Below are 19,910 nucleotides of genomic sequence, written 5' to 3' on the forward strand. Positions count from 1 at the left end.
GTTTTCCGCCTGAACCGTTTCGCAATAATTTCACAAATTCCATTAATTCTAACGGATTGGTAAATGCCGAATGCGTTGGCGGTGAAATAATATCGTGACCTTTGGAAACTAGACGAATATTAGCAATTTCATCGGTTACTTTTTCTTTTGGTAAAATGCCACCATGGCCAGGTTTTGCGCCTTGTGAGAATTTAATTTCAATCATTTTGACGTTGTCCAAAGTGGCGCGTTTTGTAAATTCGTCGTAATCAAATTTTCCTTCGGAATTGCGACAACTGAAATATCCTGTACCTATATTCCAAACGACATCACCACCTTGCAAATGGTAAGGAGAAAGTCCGCCTTCGCCAGTATTATGGTAAAATCCTCCTTGTTTTGCTCCGTTATTTAATGCTAGAATTGCATTTTTACTAAGTGATCCAAAACTCATGGCGCTGATGTTGAATAAACTTGCATCATACGGTTTTTCGCATTGAGAAGAACCAATTCGAACTCTCGGATTTTCATTTACATTTGAAAAAGAAATGGCTCTAATACTGTGATTTATCCACTCATAACCGTTTTCATAAACGTCAAGTTGTGTTCCGAATGGCATGGAATCGGTTTCTTTTTTGCTTCGTTGATAGACCAAACTTCGTTGTAATCTTGTGAATGGTTTTCCGTCGGTATCGCTTTCTATGAAATATTGGCGAACGCCTGGACCAAGTGCTTCAAGCAAATAACGCATTCTTCCCAGCAATGGAAAATTTCTACGAATGGTTTTTTTGGATTGGAACATATCGTAAAAACCCATGATGATAAGTGGAATAAATATCAATAACAGAAAACTGAATTTCCAGTTGATATAGGTTAGAATTCCGATAATTGCCAATGATGTTATGGCGAATGTTATGAATACTTTTCTCATTTTTTATTTTTTTTAGCCACGAATTTACTCGAACAATAATTCTTATTATTTAACTATTTATCTGTTTACAAAGTTTTAATCTCAATACTTACTACTTCAATCTTAATACTATTTCAATTTAAATCGCTGAATCTTTCCAGTCTCAGTTTTTGGTAATTCTTCTACAAAAAATAGTGTTCTTGGATATTTATATGGCGCTGCTGATTCTTTGAACCACAGTTGAATATGTTTTTTAAATTCATCTGATGCTTTAGATGAATCTTTTAGTACAATGTAAGCGCAAACTAACATCCCACGTTCTTCATCTGGCAAACCAACAACGGCACATTCTAATATATCTTCATGGGTTAAAAGTACGGATTCTACTTCAATTGCACCAATATTATATCCTGAAGAAATTATCATATCGTCGCCACGAGCTACAAACCAAAAATAACCATCTTCATCTTGACGGAAAATATCTCCTGTAATATTCCATCCGTTTTCTACATATTCTCTTTGTTTTTCAATTCGGTTTAGGTATTTGCATCCTGTGATTCCTCGAACGGCCAATCTTCCTGATTCGTTAGTTGGAACTTCATTTCCGTCGGCATCGATTATTTTGGCCTCATAACCTGTAATTGCTTTTCCGGTTGCGCCAGGTTTCATGTTTTTTTCGTTAGATGAAATGAAAATATGTAGCATTTCGGTTGCTCCAATTCCGTCTATGATTTTTAGTCCAGTTGCAGTGTACCAATCTTGCCAAACCTTTAATGGTAGGGTTTCGCCGGCAGAAATACATTTGCGTAAGCTAGAAATATCGTACTCATTAACTTTGGTTGTGATGATTCTCCATGCTGTTGGCGCTGTGAAACAGATTGTGATTTTGTATTCTTGAATTGCTTTTAATAGTAAATCTGGTGAAGGTTTTTCTATTAAAAAAGTTGATGCTCCAAAATACATTGGAAACAAAACCAATCCGCCAAGACCGAAGGTAAATCCTAGTGGAGGACTTCCTGTAAAAACATCGTTTTGAGTGGGTTGTAATGAATATTGAGGAAATGCTTCGCAAATATTTAAAATATCTTTGTGATAATGAGACGTCATTTTGGGTAAACCTGTTGTTCCAGAAGTAAATCCGATTAAGCAAATAGAATCGGCTTTGGAATGATAATTAACGAATGTTTTTGGTTTGGATTCCATCAAATTTTCCAAATCGGAATTTCTGAAGAAGCTGACTTTTTTAAGAAAGTTGGATTTTACCAAATTCATTTCTTCTTCTAATTCGCTGTCGCAGAAGGCATGGGAAATTTCGGCACAATCAATCATTGTGGTCAATTCTTTTGCACGAAGTAGTGGCATTGTTGAAACTACGATTCCGCCAGCTTTTAATACGGCAAACCAACAAGCGACCATCATTGGATTATTGGCAGACCTTATCAACACACGATTGCCCGATTTTAATGCTAAATCATCTATTAAAACATGCGCAATCTGATTGGTTTTTTCGTATAAATCTTGATACGTCCAAGTTTCTGTAAAAGTTTTAATGCAAATGTTGTTTCCGCGACCTTCATTAATGTGATTGTCTAATAATTTATCAACACAATTGAGCATTTCTGGATGCTGAAATTGTGTTAAATCTAAAAAATAATATTGTGGAAGAAATTCTAATTCAGGTAAACTATGTTGTGCAAAATTATCTTCGTAGTGTTTCATTTGAATTTTTGATAACAACTCCGACAGAGTTCAAAACTCTGTCGGAGTTAAATTACTTCTTATTACTTTTTGGTTTCAAAGCTTTTTTCATTCCGTCAGTTTGTTTTCTTTCAGAAGTTTTTAACGGATTTAAATGTGAAATTCCCATTTTATATTGATTTGGAATGTCATTTGATTCAAAATTTTCATAGGCCTGAGCATTTCTAACAAAATATGGGTCTAATAATAATGGTCTTCCAAGTGCTACAATATCGGCGCGACCGTTTAAAATTATGGTATTTATTTGATCAATATCTTGAATGTATCCTGCAGTAATTGTTGGAACGTGAACAGTATTTCGAACCAAATCTGAAAATGGTGTTTGCCACATTCTGCCAGTTTGCGGTTTCTGATTGGCAACTGTATTTCCTGTAGAAACGTTAATAATATCAGCACCAGCATTTTTAAAAGCAGTTGCAATTAGGATCACATCTTCTTCCGAAATTCCATTTTCTGACCAATCTGTTGCTGAAATTCTTACTGACATTGGTTTTTCTTTTGGGAAAACGTTTCGCATTTCTGTAAAAACTCTTAGTGGAAATTTCAAACGGTTTTCGATGCTTCCGCCAAATTCATCAAATCTAATATTTGTTAATGGCGAGAGGAAAGAAGCCAGTAAAAATCCGTGATGCGCTTGCAATTCGATCATGTCAAATCCAGCTTTTTCTGAATTTATTGTGGCTTGAACAAATTGAGAAGTGATATCATCCATATCGGATAAAGTCATTTCTATTGGCGTTGCAAACTTATCATTAAACGGAATTGGAGACGCCGAAATTAATTCCCATTTTTCATCTAAATCATTTTCTTCCCAAGGTTTTTTTGTGGCGCCTTTTCTACCGGAATGACCAACCTGAATTCCAATTTTTGTTTGTGTGTTTTTATGAATAAAATCATTAATTCTTTTCCACTCAACTATTTGATTTTTATTATAAATACCTGCACAACCTAAAGTAATACGTCCAGTTTCTGAAATTGCTATCATTTCGGTTAAAATCAATCCTAATCCGCCAATTGCTCTTGAGGTATAATGTTGAAAATGCCAGTCGTTTACCAATCCGTTTTCTGCAGAATATTGTCCCATAGATGACATGGCAATTCGGTTTTGGAGTTCTAAATCTCTTAATTTGAATTTAGAAAAGGCTGCAGATTGATTAGCGTTTATTGCAACATCAGATTCCCTCGACTGCGCTCGAGATGATAAATTAAATTCCTCTAAAACCTTATCAGTAAATGATTTATCACGCAATCTCAGATTCTCATAAGTTACTTTTTTAGCACGTGTCATGCATCCGAAAGCAAATTGATAAAAAGGATGTTGGTTGTGGCGGTTCATGTTTTCGAACCAATCTAACGAAACTAATGCCGCATATTGAATCATCACCACAGTATTTCGACGTGATTTATCATATTGTTGAAAAGCAGCTTGGACATCGGTTGGATTTGCCATCACCGCATCGAACAAACCAATGGCAGAATCCATCGCTAGTTTTGTTCCAGAACCAATAGAATAATGCGCTGTGGCTTTGGCATCACCAAGTAAAACAATGTTTTTATGATACCAATTTTCATTAGTTACATGCGGAAATTGACGCCAGTGTGATTTATTGGAAATCAAGCCATGTCCATCTAATTCTTCCTTGAAAATTTCTGAAATTTTTGCAATGGTATCGGCTTCGTTGGTAACTTCAAAATTGAATTTTTGCCAAGTTTCATCCGAGCATTCAAATATCCAAGTACTCATTCCTTCTTCGTATTGATAGGAATGCGCTACTATTAATCCGTGTTCTGTATTTCTGAAAAAGTACGTGAATGCGTCTAATGGTTTTGTTGAACCAAGCCACACAAATCTATTTTTCTTTAGTTCTATTTTGGTTCCGAATTCTGAGGCGAATTTTGTTCTTATTTGACTTCCAATTCCATCGGAAGCAATGATTATATCGGCATCTTCAAATTGTCTTAAATCGTCGACATTGTGCTCAAAATGCAGATTTACGCCTTCTTCTGTGCAACGTTGTTGTAATAATTGCAATAATGTTTTTCGGGAACAACCACAAAATCCGTTTCCGGCAATATTTACTGTTTCTCCATCACGAGCAATAATGATGTCGTCCCAATAGGCGAATTTGCTTCTGATTAATTCATACGATTGCATGTCACGTTTTAGGAATTCACCCAACGTTTCATCAGAAAAAACTACGCCAAAACCAAAACTATCATCCGATTTATTACGCTCGTAAATATCGATTTGACAATTGGGCATTGCTTTTTTTGTTAATATAGAGAAGTAAAGTCCGCCTGGACCACCACCAATTACTGCTATTTTCATATCTTTTTGGACGCGGATTAAACGGATGCTTTGCAACGCGGATTTCCACGGATTTTTAATTATTTATATTTTTATAAAGGGAATATTATGATCTTTTAATTGAGAATAATTCACCTAGTTTAGCATAATTTGAACCTGCTAAACGAGAAATTGGCTTGTATGTTTCAAGGTTAATTTTATAATTATCCAGTAAAACGTTATCGTCAAAATGCATCATTACAATCTCACCGATAACCATTGTTGCTCCATTGTTATATTCATTTGGAAGGGTATATTGATGAATCATTTTGCATTCGAACGAAATTTTTGCCTCTTTAACTCTGTTTGGTTTTATTATTGAACTGGCAATAGGCGTTAGGTTTGCGTGTAAAAACTCGTCTTCATGAGGTGCTAATTCTGCTGCTGTATTGTTCATTTCTTCAACCAAATCTTCGGTGACCATGTTTACTACAAATTCATTATTACTTAAAACGTTATTAAGTGTGTCTTTATTATTTCCTTTACTTTTTGCCGTAGAAAACATAACGTGTTTTTCACCAACAATATTGAAATAGGAGAAAGGAGCAAGGTTGTTTATTCCGTTTTCATCGATAGTTGAAATCCATCCAATTGGTCTAGGAATTATTGAACCTGTTAATAATTTGTAAATTGCGGATTGTTCTAAATTGTTTGGGTCAAATTGCATTGTTGAGTTTGTTTCTACAAATTAAAACAAAAAAAATGAATCTTCACTATATCGTTTTAGTGAAAAATTGAAATTATTTAGATATAATTTGGTAAAATAATGCTATTAATATCAATATAGAATTCTTACTTTTATAGATTATAATTTTAAGTTTAAAATAAATGAGTTATTACAAGATAGAAAATTTAGAAAATTATTTTAAAATGTATAAAAAATCGGTTCGAGAGCCGAGAAAATTTTGGGATAAAATAGCTGATGAAAATTTCACATGGTATCAAAAATGGGATAAAGTAGTAGAATTTGATATGCAGGAAGCCAAATTTACTTGGTTTCAAAACGCAAAATTAAACATTACTAAAAACTGTATAGACAGGCATTTATCACGTCGTGGAGATAAAACAGCAATCATTTTTGAACCCAATAATCCAAACGAAGAAGCACTACATATTTCCTATAACGAATTGTATGAAAGAGTTGCTAAAATGGCAAATGTACTTCGTGAACAAGGAATTAAAAAAGGTGATAGAGTTTGTATTTATTTACCTATGATTCCAGAATTAGCAGTTTCTGTTTTGGCTTGCGCCCGAATAGGAGCAGTGCATTCGGTAGTTTTTGCAGGATTTTCGGCTTCGGCAGTTGCAACTAGAATTAACGATTCCGATTGTAAAATGGTCATTACATCTGATGGTGGTTTTCGCGGAAATAAAACTATAGATTTAAAAGGAATTATTGATGAAGCACTAGAAAAATGTCCTTGCGTTGAGAAAGTATTGGTTGTCAAAAGAACTAATACTGAAGTAAAAATGAGAGAAGGTCGAGATCAATGGTTGCAACCACTTTTAGACGAAGCGATACCAAATAACGTTGCCGAAATAATGGATGCTGAAGATCCATTGTTTATACTTTATACTTCTGGTTCTACTGGAAAACCTAAAGGAATGTTACATACAACTGCTGGTTATATGGTGCAAACAGCCTATACTTTTAAAAATGTTTTTAACTATGAAGAAAATGATGTTTATTGGTGTACTGCCGATATAGGTTGGATTACCGGACATTCTTATATTCTTTACGGACCGTTATTAAACGGTGCAACAACAATAATTTTTGAAGGTGTGCCTTCTTATCCAGATTTTTCTCGCTTTTGGGAAATTATTGAAAAACATAAAGTAAACCAATTTTATACTGCACCAACGGCTATTCGAGCTTTGGCTAAAGAAAGTATAGATTATGTTCAGAAATTTCCAATGAAATCATTAAAGGTTATTGGCTCTGTTGGTGAACCTATAAATGAAGAAGCTTGGCATTGGTATAACGATCATGTTGGTGGCAAACGTTGTCCACTAGTTGATACTTGGTGGCAAACAGAAACCGGTTGTATTATGATTTCGCCAATTCCGTTTGTAACACCAACAAAACCATCGTATGCAACCTTGCCATTACCAGGAATTCAACCTGTATTGATGGATGAACTTCGCAATGAAATTGAAGGAAATCAAGTAGTAGGAAGTTTATGTATCAAATTTCCATGGCCAGCAATGGCGCGAACTATTTGGAACGATCACGACCGATTTAAAGAAACTTACTTTTCTGCCTTTCCTGGAAAATATTTTACTGGCGATGGTGCTTTGCGCGATGAAGTTGGTTACTATAAAATTACAGGTAGAGTAGATGATGTAATTATAGTTTCGGGACACAATCTAGGAACTGCACCAATTGAAAATTCAATAAATGAACATCCTGCTGTTGCAGAAAGTGCTATTGTAGGTTTTCCGCATGATATAAAAGGAAATGCTCTTTATGGTTTTGTGATTCTAAAAGAAACTGGCGAATCAAGAAATCATGATAACTTATCTAAAGAAATAAATCAATTAATTTCAGATCAAATAGGACCAATTGCTAAGTTAGACAAAATCCAATTCGTTTCTGGGTTACCAAAAACTCGATCTGGAAAAATTATGAGAAGAATTTTACGTAAAATTGCAGAAGGCGATTTTAGTAATTTTGGTGATACATCTACGCTTTTAAATCCTGAAATTATAGAGGAAATTAGGTTGGGTAAACTATAAATTAAATAAAAAAGCTGTTTTATAACTAAAGCAGCTTTTATTATTTTAGTTTTTTAAAATTGGTAGAACCATTTGTTCCATAATTTTATATCCTTCAATATTGGGATGAACACCATCATCACCATATTTTTTCAATAAACCATTATTTTCATCAACCATTGCCGTAAAATAATCTACATAAGTAATTTTATGTTTGCTTGCATAGGTTGCAATCATTTGGTTCAATTGAATGACTTTATCTGCTGGTTGCAATTTTGTATTCCAATTAAATTTATACGCAGGAAGTACCGAACAAAGAATCACTTTAATTTTATTTGCTTGAGCCAATGCTACCATAGAAATAATATTTTCCATAATTTGTCCTATCGAAATTGGTCCAGTATTTTCGGCAATGTCATTAATTCCTGCTAATATTACCACTGCTTTCGGTTTTAAATTTATAACATCTTGGCGAAAACGAAGCAACATTTGAGGCGTCGTTTGTCCGCTAATTCCTCTATTAATAAACAAATTATTCGCAAAAAAACTTTGATTATTAACCTTCCAAAATTCGGTTATTGAATCGCCCATAAAAACGATATTAGTTGCATTAGAATTGATATTTCTATTCTCTAGTGCATATTTATTTAAATTTGCCCAATCGGTATTCATAGAATTTTGGCTGTAAAATGTTAGTGGTAACAAAAATAGAAATTTAAAATACAGTTTTTCAATTGCCTATTGATTTATTAACTTTAGAATATCATTTTCTTTCAATTCTGGATTTGCACCATTATTAGATGCAACTAAAGCACCAACAGCACAAGCATATTTTAAAGCATTTTTATAATCATTACAATATAAAACTTTAGATAATAATGCCGCAAGAAAACTGTCACCTGCACCAATTGTATCAACTACTTTTACCTTAAATCCTTCATGGCTATAAAGCTGATTTTCAATATATAAAATAGCTCCATTTTCACCTTTAGTTACGCAAATTTTATTAGTATTAGTAAGTTTTGAAAGATATAAAATATTGGTTTCAATAGCATCCGATTTAGATCCTAATGCTTGGGCAACTTCTAGCAACTCGTCCTCATTTAATTTTACAAAATCAGATAAAATCATCATTTCTTTAATAAATGGAACAGTATAGAATGGAGGACGAATATTTACATCAAATATTTTATACTTGGCAACTTTCAATAATTCTAGAAGTGTATTTTTAGATACTTCATCGCGACACGCTAACGAACCAAAAACCAATGCATCTGCCTCTTTTACTTCATTACTATTTTCTTGAGTTAGTTCAATTTTGTCCCAAGCCGACGGATAAACTATATCATAGGTTGCACTTCCCTTTTGGTCTAGTTCTACTAAAACCTCACCTGTAGAAAGTGATTCATCTACTTGAATCAATGCCTTTGAAACCCTTTTTTCTACTATAATGTCTAGCAACTCTTTGCCCAATAAATCATTTCCTATTTTAGAAATCATTTTGGTTTCAATTCCCAACGATTGTAATCTAATGGAAACGTTCATTGGTGCGCCACCAGCAATTTTTTTAGTTGGTAAAACATCCCATAAAACCTCTCCAAAACAAACTATTTTTCTTGACATCATTTTATTTTTTTGATAAACTTTCTGATAATTCTTCTAATGTTCGTCCTTTAGTTTCGGGCATTTTAAGAAAAACCCACACTAATTGTAAAACCATCATCAAACAAAAGATAATGAAAACCGTTGCTGTTCCTATTTCTTTAAACAAGAACGGAATAAACGAAGGTATTAATGCTGCCAAAACCCAATGTACCGAACATCCAAATGCTTGACCGGCAGCACGTAATTTATTTGGAAAAATCTCAGAAATAAATACCCAAATAACAGCACCTTGACCAATAGCGTGAGCGGCAATAAACAAGAAAAAGAAAATTGGAACCAACATACCTTTCCATTCTAATAAAAATGCTGTAGAAACCAATCCGAGTGATATAATATAGCCCACAGAACCAATATACATTAAGGTTCTTCTTCCAAATTTATCAATTAATGAAATTCCAATAATGGTAAAAATTAAGTTTACAAATCCAATTCCGATACTGCTTAAAAAGGAAGCAGATTTTTCTAAACCTGCTAATTCAAAAATTCGTGGTGCATAATATAAAAAGGCGTTTATTCCAGATAATTGATTGAAAAAAGCTATAAAAAACGCTAACATCAATGGTTTTCTATATTTTTTCATGAAGATGTTTTCGCCTTTTGTTTCATTAGATTTTTCAGTTTCAATTGCTGCAATTTCTTGATCAAGATTTACCTCTGGATTTATTTTTTTTAATAGTGCACTTGCTGTATCTTTATCATTTTTATATTCTAAAATCCATCGCGGACTTTCTGGAACTCCAAAAACTAAAATAGTATAAATTAATGCAGGAAAAGCTTGAATACCTAACATCCATCGCCATGAATTTTCGCTAATATCTTGCAAAAAATAATTAGATGTAAAAGCTATTAATATGCCAAATACAATATTAAATTGATACAATGCTACCAATTTTCCTCTATCTTTAGCAGGAGCAATTTCTGATACATAAGTAGGAGCAGCAATTGTAGAAGCACCAATTCCTAATCCACCAATAAATCTAAAAATGGCAAAAATTATAGAATCACCAGCAAATGCAGTTCCTATTGCAGAAACAAAAAATAATAATCCTATAATGATTAATGTTTTTTTACGTCCTAATTTGTTAGTTGGAATTGCTCCAAAAATGGCACCAATAACTGTTCCCCAAAGTGCAGACGACATTACAACCAATCCGTGATATAAATCGGAAGTATGCCAAAGCTGTTGCAATTGTTTATCTGCTCCAGAAATAACTACGGTGTCAAATCCAAATAAAAATCCAGCCAAAGCTACTACAATTGACCAATAAAGTATTTTTTTGTTGTTCATAAATTTAATTTAATTTTTATTCCAAACACTTTTTACAGCATTGATTTTTAGGTTTTTAATTTTCTTTTTGTCTTTAGATTTTATGCTTATAATAGAATAGTCTTCCTTAGGGAAAAATAAGTTGGTCATTGAAAAACGTCCGTCATTCAATAAAATTTCTATAGAAGATTTATCCATTAACAATTGAAATGAGGTAATTTTTGCTCCAGACAAAGGCATCTTTTGAACTTTACTAGCGAACGTTTCACTAAAATCTATTTTACCAGATTTCATTCGGTTTGTTGTCAATTGACCATTACTTAATTCAATTAAAAATAGTTCACCTTTTTTGTTTGAGAGTTCGATTGTAATAGTAGACGTATTTTTTTCAACATCAAATGAAATTTCTGTTTGCGAAAGATCAACTTCTTTAGAGAAAGGCATTTCAACAGTTTTTTTATTGAAAGTAGAAGTAGTAATTGTACTAAAAGTATCAACTATTTTTTGATCTAAAGCATAGTAAAAACCTTGTTTTTTTAATATCAATTCTCTTGGTAACGTCATGGCACTTCGCCAAACTTCAGTTGGAACTTTAGTTGCATATTGCCAGTTGCTCATCCATGATATCAAGATTTTTTTATCATTTGGAACATTTGAAAAAGTAACTCCGGCATAAAAATCGGTTCCATAATCTAACCATAAATCTTTTTGAGTTTCCTGAAATGTTTTTCCGTCGAAATTACCAACAAAATAGCGTGTTCCCGAACCGCCATTTGGAGCTTTCTCACCATGATTTATGATTAAAACCCATTTGGTTTCTCCATTATTCGATTTTATAGAAAATAAATCGGGACATTCCCAAACACCTAATTCTTTTGTGTCATTATCAGGTTTAAACTCACTTTCAAATTGCCATTTTTTTAAGTTTTTAGATGAAAATAATTTTATTCTATCACCAACAGCAAGCGTCATAATCCACTTGGAAGTTGACTCATGCCAAAAGACTTTTGGATCACGAAAATCTTGCTCACCAGAATTATTTAAAACTGGATTTGCATCATATTTTGTCCAAGTTAAGCCTTCGTCTAAACTGTAGGCTATCCCTTGACTTTCAGTGTTCTTATTGCCCGATTTTGAAATTTCATCATTGTGATAAGTAAAAATAGCAATCATGGCATTTGCTCCAAATCCAGCTGTATTTTCTTTATCAATTACACAACTTCCTGAGAAAATCCAACCCAATTTATCTGGATATAAAGCAATAGGTAACGGTTTCCAATGCAATAAATCGGTACTCACAGAATGAGCCCAATGCATTGGTTCCCAAACTATTCCATCTGGATAATATTGATAAAATAAATGATACGTTCCATTTAAATAAACCATTCCGTTAGGATCATTCATCCACTTGGATTCTGGAGTAAAATGAAATTGTGGACGAAATTGCTCTTTATATTTTTCTTGTGAATAACCACAACAAAAAAATATAGTTGCTAATAAAACAAAGGTGTTTTTGATAGTTTTAAAAAAAATCATATCTTTTTTATGAAATTACTATTATTTTTTAAATTTAAAATAAAAAAATAAGTATAAAAAAAGTTAACTAAAAAAAGAAGGGTTTATGGGAGCGATAACGTTTTAGATTTTTAAAAATTCCAAAATAAATATAATATATTTAAAAATTTCTATAATGTTTTACTAAATGATTTTAGTAAATTTACAAACTATGAGAAATTTAGAAATAATAATAATTGGCGGAGGTTTGGCCGGTTTAACTGCAGGAATCCATCTTTCTAAAAAAGGAATTTCTGTAACAATTATTGAAAAAAATGAATTTCCAAAACATAAAGTTTGTGGCGAATATATTTCTAATGAAGTACTTTCTTATTTTGACTATTTAGGAATTCAATTATCTCATTTAAAGCCTACTACTATAACAAAACTTCAATTTTCTACCACCGATGGAACTTCGATAAATACAAAACTTCCGCTTGGTGGATTTGGTGTGAGTAGGTACCAATTGGATTTTTATCTTTATAAAATAGCAATTGAAAACGGCTGTAAAATTCTTAAAGAAGAAGTCGAAGATGTTATTTTTGATAAAGAAAAATTTACTATTGCAACATCGGATGGAACTATTTTAGTAGCCGATTTTGTAATTGGAGCATTTGGAAAACGTTCTAATATTGATTTAAGATTAAATAGAAATTTTATCAAACAAAAATCGCCTTGGCTAGCTGTTAAAGCGCATTATTTGGGTGAATTTCCTAATGATTTGGTTGGGTTACATAATTTTAAAGGCGGTTATTGTGGCGTTTCTAAAGTTGAAAATGACATAATAAATATTTGTTATATAACACAATACGCTGCATTTAAAGAATATAAAAATGTAAATGATTTTCAGAATCTAGTTGTGAAACAAAATCCTCATTTGAATAAAATTTTTGAAAATTCTAAATTGCTTTTTGAAAAACCACTAACAATTAGTCAAATCTCGTTTGAAGAAAAACTTTCGGTAGAAAATCATATTTTGATGATTGGCGATACTGCTGGATTAATTCATCCTTTGTGCGGAAACGGAATGGCAATGGCTATACACAGTGCTAAATTGGTCTCTGAATTACTCATTGGTTTTGCTAATAATGAATTAAAAACCAGAGCAGATTTAGAAAAAAAATATAGTAAATTATGGAATTTTAATTTTAAAAGACGTCTAAAAACTGGTCGGTTATTATCTAAGACATTGTTAAAACCAAAACTTTCTGAAGCATTGATGCGTATATCAATTATATTTCCATTAGTATTAAATACAATTATTAGAAAAACACATGGAAAACCTTTTTAAATTTCAATATTAATATCAATTTCAAAAATCAATTAGAATATCAATATAAAAAAGATAAGACAACAATTAATGCTTTTAAATACAAAATACAGAACAGATGATCCAGAAATCATGGATGATTTTGCCCTAGAAGGCGAAATTCTTCGTGATGCTTTAGATAAAATTGCCAAAATTAATCAGCTTTTAGGCGGAAACAAACTAACTTTACAAGGTATTCAAAATTTGATAAATAAAGTTGCGCTAGATAAAGAAGTTACAATTGCTGATATTGGGTGTGGAAACGGTGATATGTTGCGATCTTTAGCCGATTATGCTTCCAATAATAATTTGAATTTCAAATTAATAGGTATTGATGCCAATCAATTTACAGTTAATCATGCCAAAGAATTATCGAAACATTATCCAAATATTAGTTACCAATGCGAAGATATTTTTGACGAAAAATTTAAAGATTTAAAATATGATATTGTATTGTGCACGTTGACTTTACATCATTTTAAAGACGATGAAATTATTAAATTACTAGAGGTTTTTTATAACAATGCTGCTATCGGAATTGTAATCAATGATTTGCAAAGAAGCGCTATTGCTTATAGATTATTTCAAGGGTTGTGCTTCGTTTTTAGATTAAATAAAATGTCAAAAGAGGATGGATTGGTGTCCATTTTGAGAGGATTTAAGAAAGAAGAATTAGAAGTTTTTTCTAAAAAAATGCATTTAAAAAAGTATTCCATTCAATGGAAATGGGCTTTTCGTTACCAGTGGATAATTGAAAAAGTTTAAAATTGTTTAAAATTGTTTAAGGTTGTTTAAAATTGTTTAAGATTGTTTAAAATAGTTTAAGGTTTAATAGTGTTGTAATATTGTCATTAAAATTGACATTGAAATTTGAAATTGACAATGAGTGTAAAAATAAAAACAGTTGCTAAGCAATTACCAAAATATTCCCGATCGACAGCAGAAATTCTACCATTTTTGGATGCTTGGTTAATAGGTCAAGAACCGCGTTTTATAAGAAAAGTAAAAAAGATTTTTGAAGGAGCAATGGTCGATAAACGCTACTCAATAATGGATCCGATTGAAGTTTTCACCAAAACATCATTCGAAGAACGAAACGACATTTACAGTAGAGAAGTAATAGATTTAGGCGAAAAAGTGTTGCAAAAAGCATTGGACAAAGCCAACTGGCAACCAACCGATTTAGATTACATTATAACGGTAAGTTGCACCGGAATTATGATTCCGTCACTTGATGCCTATTTGATAAATTCATTACAATTGCGCCAAGATATTGTGCGTTTACCAGTAACCGAAATGGGATGTGCCGCAGGAATTTCAGGCATTATTTATGCCAAAAATTTCTTGAAAGCCAACCCAGGAAAACGTGCCGCAGTTATCGCGGTCGAAAGTCCAACAGCTACTTTTCAACTCGATGATTTTTCGATGGCAAATATTGTAAGTGCGGCTATTTTTGGCGATGGTGCAGCGTGTGTTTTACTTTCGTCAAATGAAGAAGATGAAGGTCCAGAAATTGTAGCCGAAGACATGTATCATTTTTACGATAACATTCACATGATGGGATTTAAGTTAACCAATTCAGGTTTGCAAATGGTGCTAGACATTGAAGTTCCAGAAACTATTGCATCACATTTTCCCGATATTATTCATCCGTTTTTAGAAAAAAATCAGTTAAAAATTGATGCTATTGACCATTTGATTTTTCATCCCGGTGGAAAAAAAATTGTGAATACTGTAGAAGATTTATTTTCCGATTTAGGCAAGAATATTAATGATACTAAGGAAGTTCTGCGATTGTATGGAAACATGTCTAGCGCAACAGTTTTGTATGTTTTAGAACGAATTATGGATGCTAAACCTAAGAAAGGCGAAAAAGGATTGATGTTGAGTTTTGGTCCAGGATTTTCGGCACAACGTATTTTATTAGAATTTTAAATTTTTAGCCACGAATTACACAAATTAGCACAAATTATTTTTATTAGAAATCACTTACATTCGTGATGTTATATAGTTTTTTAAATTAGTGTTAATTTGTGTAATTCGCGGCAAAAAAGGAAAGTAAAATTATGACAAACCAAGAAATCATATCAAAATTACCATATTCTAAACCGTTTTTATTTGTTGATGAAATAATCACTATTAACGAAAATGGAGTAGAAGGAAACTATACTTTCGATGCAAATTTAGATTTTTACAAAGGTCATTTTAAAGACAATCCAGTTACACCAGGCGTAATTTTAACCGAAGTAATGGCACAAATTGGAGTGGTTTGTTTGGGGCTATTTTTATTAAACAATGAAGTTAATAAAAATACTGTAATTGCATTAACATCAAATGAAATAGAATTTTTAAAACCAGTTTATCCAAACGAAAAAGTAACAGTGATTTCAGAGAAAATATATTTCAGATTCGGAAAATTAAAGTGTAAAGTAAAAATGATAAATTCTAAAAATGAAGAAGTTTGTTCAGGTACAATTGCTGGAATGATGATTTAAAAAAAATAGAATTTTATATTTATAATTGATTTTTGAAGTTGATTTTTGAAATTGTAATTGATATTGACATTGAAAAAAAGAGTAGTAATAACAGGTTTAGGCATAGTGGCTCCAAATGGAGTAGGACTTGACGCATTTACTAATGCCATAAAAAACGGAATATCTGGAATAAAGCACGATGCCGAACTAGAAAGATTGCAATTTTCATGTCAGATATCTGGAAAACCAGAAATTTCTACCGAATTGTCTTTAAACTATTTCACCGAATTAGAATTGCGAAATTTCAATTCATCTGGAATATTATATGGCGTAATTGCGGCACTTGACGCATGGAAAGACGCAGGTTTATTGATTGAAAACAACGAAAATCCAGATTGGGATTCGGGAACAATTTTCGGAACTGGAACTTCTGGAATAGATAAATTTAGAGAAAGCATCTACAAAATAGACGATTTTCAAACCCGAAGATTAGGAAGTACAGCGGTTGCCCAAACGATGAATTCGGGTGTAAGTGCTTACATTGGTGGAAAATTAGGATTAGGAAATCAAGTTACAACCAATTCATCAGCTTGTACAACAGGAACTGAAAGTATCTTGATGGCTTATGAACGTATAAAATCGGGTCAGGCCAAACGTATTATTGCCGGAAGCACAAGCGATTCTGGACCTTACATTTGGGGTGGATTTGACGCCATGAGAGTTTGCACATTCAAACATAATGATGCGCCAGAAAATGGCTCACGACCAATGAGCGCAACAGCTTCGGGATTTGTACCAGGAAGTGGAAGTGGTGCTTTGTTAATTGAAGATTTAGAAACTGCTTTGCATCGTGGAGCAAAAATTTATGCCGAAATTCTTGGTGGAACTATAAATTCTGGTGGACAACGCGGTGAAGGAACGATGACGGCACCAAACTCGGTTGCTGTTCAAAAATGTATTGTTGATGCAATTGATAATGCAGGAATTTCTGCAAATGATATTGATGCCATTAACGGCCATTTAACAGCAACATCCAAAGATGGTTTGGAAATTAAAAATTGGACGGAAGCTTTAAATAGAAATGGAACTGATTTTCCATTCATAAACTCACTAAAATCTACAGTTGGTCATTGCTTATCTGCAGCTGGAAGTATTGAAAGTGTGGCTTCTGTTTTGCAAATTTATCACGGATTTGTTTTTCCGAACAGGAATTGTGAAGATTTGAATCCAGAGATAACAGCATTGATATCTAAAACAAAAATTCCGATGCAATTAATGGAACGCAAAATAAATATTGTTGCTAAAGCAAGTTTTGGTTTTGGTGATGTTAATGGATGTGTGATTTTTAAAAAATATAAATAAAATCTCCGAACTAAATTTTAAAATTTTAGCCCAGAGATGATTCAATATTTGCACCAAAAGTATCTGTGCCGTTTGCAGCCAAAATATTAATTCCTTTTACTTTTGCAACAATATCTGCTCCAGTATCTGATGAAGTAATTTTTAAGCCCAAAGTTGAAGAATCTACATTTACACCTGCTGTTGAACCACCTTTAACATCTAATGAAAAAGGATTATTCGAAGCAATACCAACTTCTGCTGATGTGGCAGTAGGAACTCCAAAAAGAGCCAAATCTCCAAAAACGGTGTTGCCAAAACTGGTCATTGTTGCTACAACAGTACTTGGTGCTGGTGAACCAGATGCTCCAAAACCATTTGCAACTCTAAACTCTAAGTTTCCTAAGTCTACACCAGTCCCAATCCATTCTATACGTGGATTAAGATTGGTGACATTATTGTAACCAAAAGTTAAAGCCTTGTTTGGCAATTGAAATCGTAAACCATAAGCTGTATTTGTACCTGTAACGACTTTACCCATTGAAAACCATCGAGAATTAGTAAAGTTAAAATTTGTTCCTAAATCCAATTGAGTAACATTACCTGGCTGAAATCTAAAAATTTCATTCGGTGCTGCTGTTGATGGCATTGTAATTGGTACTGGTGGAATAGGCGACGTAACTGTTCCAGCTGAATAATTTAGTTGCGCGTGTGACAATTCAAAACACAACATTGCAAATAATAATAATTTTGTTTTCATAATTTTACATTTAAATTTACTCAAAGCAATACAATATTTTTGGCATAATAAAAAAAAAGTTTTTTCAACTCATTTTTAACTATAGTTTATACTTTTATTTATAGCTAATTACTTACTTTTGAGTATCTTATTAGTTTGATGCGATGAAAAAAATAAATTACCTTATCCTGTTGTTAAATTTTTTTTGTTACTCACAATCTGATGTGCCTTTATCTTTAAAAACTCAGTTCAATGGACATTATGGTTACACAATAATAGGTAACACACACAATCAATTTGATAACTGGCAGAGTCCAACTCCTCAATGTCAAATGTTAACCCAATCAATAGCAACACTAAACTTATCCCCAAATCAAAATATTGTGGCCGCTTATTTGTATTGGAGTGGAATTGGGGAAGGCACATTTAATTCAACTGTCAATTTGAATGGAATTAATTATACCGCAACAGAAACTCACGTTGGTAATCCTGATCCAAGCCCTTTTTTTAAATATTTTGGATCATTTAAAGATGTAACACAAGATGTTATTAATTTTGGAAATGGTAATTATAATTTTAGTAACTTAAATTTAAATCCGCTAATATCAGGTTATTGTTCTAATTTAGTTTTTTATTCTGGTTGGAACATTGTTGTAATTTACGAAGAAGTTAGTTTGCCAATAACGCAACTTAATATTTATGATGGTTTTAATATTGCAGCTGAATTTTTTAACAATGGAACTACTCCAGTTGTTGTAAATAACTTAAACATATCATCCACTAATAATGCAACATTAACTTATTTAGTTTGGAATGGAAGCCCAAATTTATTTTTTAACGAAAATATTTCAGTCAATGGCAATATTTTAGCAAATGCTCAAAACCCTGCTTATAATCCTTTTAATGGTACTAACAGTTTTACTAATCAAAATAATAGTTGGAATTTAGATGTTGATACTTTTGATATCAGTAGTAACATAAATGTTGGAGATACTAGTGCTAACATTTTGTTCTCCTCAATTTTTTGGCGTTTTCTTCAAGTTATGATAACCTCAATACGTTCCGAGTTACCAGATGCAACAGCGCAAATAACAAGTGTTACAGGTCAAGCGATTTGCAATAATCGCAATTTAAATGTGAGTTTTAAATTAAAGAATACCAATGCCAATGCACCTTTGCCTATTGGCACGCCAGTTGCCATTTATGCAGATACCACATTGCTTACCACTGTTTCCACTACAACGATAATTCCTGTTGGTGGCGAATTGGTTTTTAACGTTCCTGTTACTATTCCAAATACAATTCCAAATAATTTTACAATTAAAGTGGTAAGTAATAGTAATGGTTTAGCAACACCAATAGTAGCAGAAAGTAACAACACTAATAATGAAGCAACTTTGGCTGTTAGTTTAATTGACAACATTATTCCAACATTTAATTTATCTAATGCTGTTTGTCAAAATTTAGCAACAATTTTACCCTCAACTTCAACTAACGGAATATCTGGAACTTGGTCGCCAAATGTCATTGACAATCAAAATTCTGGAACTTATACTTTTACGCCTAATGCTGGTCAATGTGCTACAAGTTTTACTTTAAATTCAATAATTACTCCATCAGTTTCGCCAACATTTTCGCTTAATTCTGTTTTTTGTCAAAATAATTCTGTTCCAATTTTACCCACAACTTCAACTAACGGAATATCTGGAATTTGGTCGCCAAATGTTATTGACAATCAAAATTCTGGAACTTATATTTTTACGCCTAATGCTGGTCAATGTGCTACAAGTTTTACTTTAAATACTACAATTACTCCATCAGTTTCGCCAACATTTTCGCTTAATTCTGTTTTTTGTCA

At 32.4% G+C, this 19,910-nt stretch carries 15 protein-coding genes and 1 pseudogene; 7 read left to right on the plus strand and 9 right to left on the minus strand.

Annotated features, from left to right (window positions below):
- The 4 genes from ACH2CG_RS17040 to ACH2CG_RS17055 form a co-directional block, all read right to left on the minus strand.
- On the minus strand, positions 1 to 907 hold a 907-nt coding region (locus ACH2CG_RS17040; protein WP_395067403.1), incomplete at its 3' end, for a glutamate synthase-related protein.
- A 108-nt stretch (positions 908 to 1,015) separates the two neighbouring features.
- Entirely contained in the window at positions 1,016 to 2,605 is a 1,590-nt protein-coding gene (locus tag ACH2CG_RS17045; protein WP_395067405.1) for an AMP-binding protein, read from the minus strand.
- A 52-nt stretch (positions 2,606 to 2,657) separates the two neighbouring features.
- A complete protein-coding gene (locus tag ACH2CG_RS17050; RefSeq protein ID WP_395067407.1) occupies positions 2,658 to 4,973 on the minus strand; it encodes a bifunctional salicylyl-CoA 5-hydroxylase/oxidoreductase in 2,316 nt (771 codons plus the stop codon).
- Positions 4,974 to 5,058: 85 nt separating this feature from the next.
- Positions 5,059 to 5,658, minus strand: coding sequence for a flavin reductase family protein (locus ACH2CG_RS17055; RefSeq protein ID WP_395067409.1), 600 nt, complete (start codon positions 5,656 to 5,658; stop codon positions 5,059 to 5,061).
- A 161-nt stretch (positions 5,659 to 5,819) separates the two neighbouring features.
- Between ACH2CG_RS17055 and acs the strand changes: the two genes are divergently transcribed.
- A complete protein-coding gene (acs, locus tag ACH2CG_RS17060; protein ID WP_395067410.1) occupies positions 5,820 to 7,727 on the plus strand; it encodes an acetate--CoA ligase in 1,908 nt (635 codons plus the stop codon).
- A gap of 45 nt (positions 7,728 to 7,772) precedes the next feature.
- On the opposite strand, the gene ACH2CG_RS17065 is transcribed toward acs, so the two are convergent.
- The 4 genes from ACH2CG_RS17065 to ACH2CG_RS17080 are packed head-to-tail and all read right to left on the minus strand — an operon-like array spanning position 7,773 to position 12,174.
- Positions 7,773 to 8,411 carry an SGNH/GDSL hydrolase family protein gene (locus tag ACH2CG_RS17065; protein WP_395067412.1) on the minus strand — a complete coding sequence of 213 codons (639 nt, stop codon included), beginning with the start codon at positions 8,409 to 8,411 and terminating at the stop codon, positions 7,773 to 7,775.
- 33 nt (positions 8,412 to 8,444) lie between these two features.
- Entirely contained in the window at positions 8,445 to 9,329 is an 885-nt protein-coding gene (locus ACH2CG_RS17070; RefSeq protein ID WP_395067414.1) for a carbohydrate kinase, read from the minus strand.
- A 4-nt stretch (positions 9,330 to 9,333) separates the two neighbouring features.
- Entirely contained in the window at positions 9,334 to 10,659 is a 1,326-nt protein-coding gene (locus ACH2CG_RS17075; protein WP_395067416.1) for a sugar porter family MFS transporter, read from the minus strand.
- 9 nt (positions 10,660 to 10,668) lie between these two features.
- Complete coding sequence (locus tag ACH2CG_RS17080) at positions 10,669 to 12,174, minus strand: glycoside hydrolase family 32 protein (RefSeq protein WP_395067418.1); 1,506 nt, start codon at positions 12,172 to 12,174, stop codon at positions 10,669 to 10,671.
- A gap of 190 nt (positions 12,175 to 12,364) precedes the next feature.
- On the opposite strand from ACH2CG_RS17080, the gene ACH2CG_RS17085 reads away from it, so the two are divergent.
- From ACH2CG_RS17085 to ACH2CG_RS17105, 5 genes are all read left to right on the plus strand, one after another.
- Positions 12,365 to 13,483: an NAD(P)/FAD-dependent oxidoreductase gene (locus tag ACH2CG_RS17085; protein ID WP_395067420.1), complete on the plus strand. Its 1,119-nt coding sequence runs from the start codon at positions 12,365 to 12,367 to the stop codon at positions 13,481 to 13,483.
- Positions 13,484 to 13,552: 69 nt separating this feature from the next.
- Positions 13,553 to 14,266 (plus strand): methyltransferase domain-containing protein, encoded by a 714-nt coding sequence (locus ACH2CG_RS17090; protein WP_395067422.1) that lies wholly within the window; start codon positions 13,553 to 13,555, stop codon positions 14,264 to 14,266.
- A 117-nt stretch (positions 14,267 to 14,383) separates the two neighbouring features.
- Positions 14,384 to 15,436 carry a type III polyketide synthase gene (locus ACH2CG_RS17095; RefSeq protein WP_395067424.1) on the plus strand — a complete coding sequence of 351 codons (1,053 nt, stop codon included), beginning with the start codon at positions 14,384 to 14,386 and terminating at the stop codon, positions 15,434 to 15,436.
- Positions 15,437 to 15,567: 131 nt separating this feature from the next.
- Entirely contained in the window at positions 15,568 to 15,996 is a 429-nt protein-coding gene (locus ACH2CG_RS17100) for a 3-hydroxyacyl-ACP dehydratase FabZ family protein (protein ID WP_395067426.1), read from the plus strand.
- 69 nt (positions 15,997 to 16,065) lie between these two features.
- Positions 16,066 to 17,337 carry a beta-ketoacyl-[acyl-carrier-protein] synthase family protein gene (locus ACH2CG_RS17105; RefSeq protein ID WP_395067428.1) on the plus strand — a complete coding sequence of 424 codons (1,272 nt, stop codon included), beginning with the start codon at positions 16,066 to 16,068 and terminating at the stop codon, positions 17,335 to 17,337.
- Positions 17,338 to 17,362: 25 nt separating this feature from the next.
- Here ACH2CG_RS17105 and ACH2CG_RS17110 read toward each other — a convergent pair whose 3' ends face one another.
- Positions 17,363 to 18,073: a hypothetical protein gene (locus ACH2CG_RS17110; protein WP_395067430.1), complete on the minus strand. Its 711-nt coding sequence runs from the start codon at positions 18,071 to 18,073 to the stop codon at positions 17,363 to 17,365.
- A gap of 203 nt (positions 18,074 to 18,276) precedes the next feature.
- On the opposite strand from ACH2CG_RS17110, the pseudogene ACH2CG_RS17115 reads away from it, so the two are divergent.
- A pseudogene (locus ACH2CG_RS17115) lies at positions 18,277 to 19,910 on the plus strand (hypothetical protein); the annotation flags it as partial.

This window comes from Flavobacterium sp., assembly GCF_043778725.1.
GTDB lineage: Bacteria > Bacteroidota > Bacteroidia > Flavobacteriales > Flavobacteriaceae > Flavobacterium.

What these genes read in the sequence shown, in the direction of transcription:
- ACH2CG_RS17045 (WP_395067405.1), bottom strand. Translation starts at nt 2,605, where the DNA reads ATGAAACACTACGAAGATAATTTTGCACAACATAGTTTACCTGAATTA.
- ACH2CG_RS17050 (WP_395067407.1), bottom strand. Translation starts at nt 4,973, where the DNA reads ATGAAAATAGCAGTAATTGGTGGTGGTCCAGGCGGACTTTACTTCTCT.
- ACH2CG_RS17055 (WP_395067409.1), bottom strand. Translation starts at nt 5,658, where the DNA reads ATGCAATTTGACCCAAACAATTTAGAACAATCCGCAATTTACAAATTA.
- acs (WP_395067410.1), top strand. Translation starts at nt 5,820, where the DNA reads ATGAGTTATTACAAGATAGAAAATTTAGAAAATTATTTTAAAATGTAT.
- ACH2CG_RS17070 (WP_395067414.1), bottom strand. Translation starts at nt 9,329, where the DNA reads ATGTCAAGAAAAATAGTTTGTTTTGGAGAGGTTTTATGGGATGTTTTA.
- ACH2CG_RS17075 (WP_395067416.1), bottom strand. Translation starts at nt 10,659, where the DNA reads ATGAACAACAAAAAAATACTTTATTGGTCAATTGTAGTAGCTTTGGCT.
- ACH2CG_RS17080 (WP_395067418.1), bottom strand. Translation starts at nt 12,174, where the DNA reads ATGATTTTTTTTAAAACTATCAAAAACACCTTTGTTTTATTAGCAACT.
- ACH2CG_RS17085 (WP_395067420.1), top strand. Translation starts at nt 12,365, where the DNA reads ATGAGAAATTTAGAAATAATAATAATTGGCGGAGGTTTGGCCGGTTTA.
- ACH2CG_RS17090 (WP_395067422.1), top strand. Translation starts at nt 13,553, where the DNA reads ATGCTTTTAAATACAAAATACAGAACAGATGATCCAGAAATCATGGAT.
- ACH2CG_RS17095 (WP_395067424.1), top strand. Translation starts at nt 14,384, where the DNA reads ATGAGTGTAAAAATAAAAACAGTTGCTAAGCAATTACCAAAATATTCC.
- ACH2CG_RS17100 (WP_395067426.1), top strand. Translation starts at nt 15,568, where the DNA reads ATGACAAACCAAGAAATCATATCAAAATTACCATATTCTAAACCGTTT.
- ACH2CG_RS17110 (WP_395067430.1), bottom strand. Translation starts at nt 18,073, where the DNA reads ATGAAAACAAAATTATTATTATTTGCAATGTTGTGTTTTGAATTGTCA.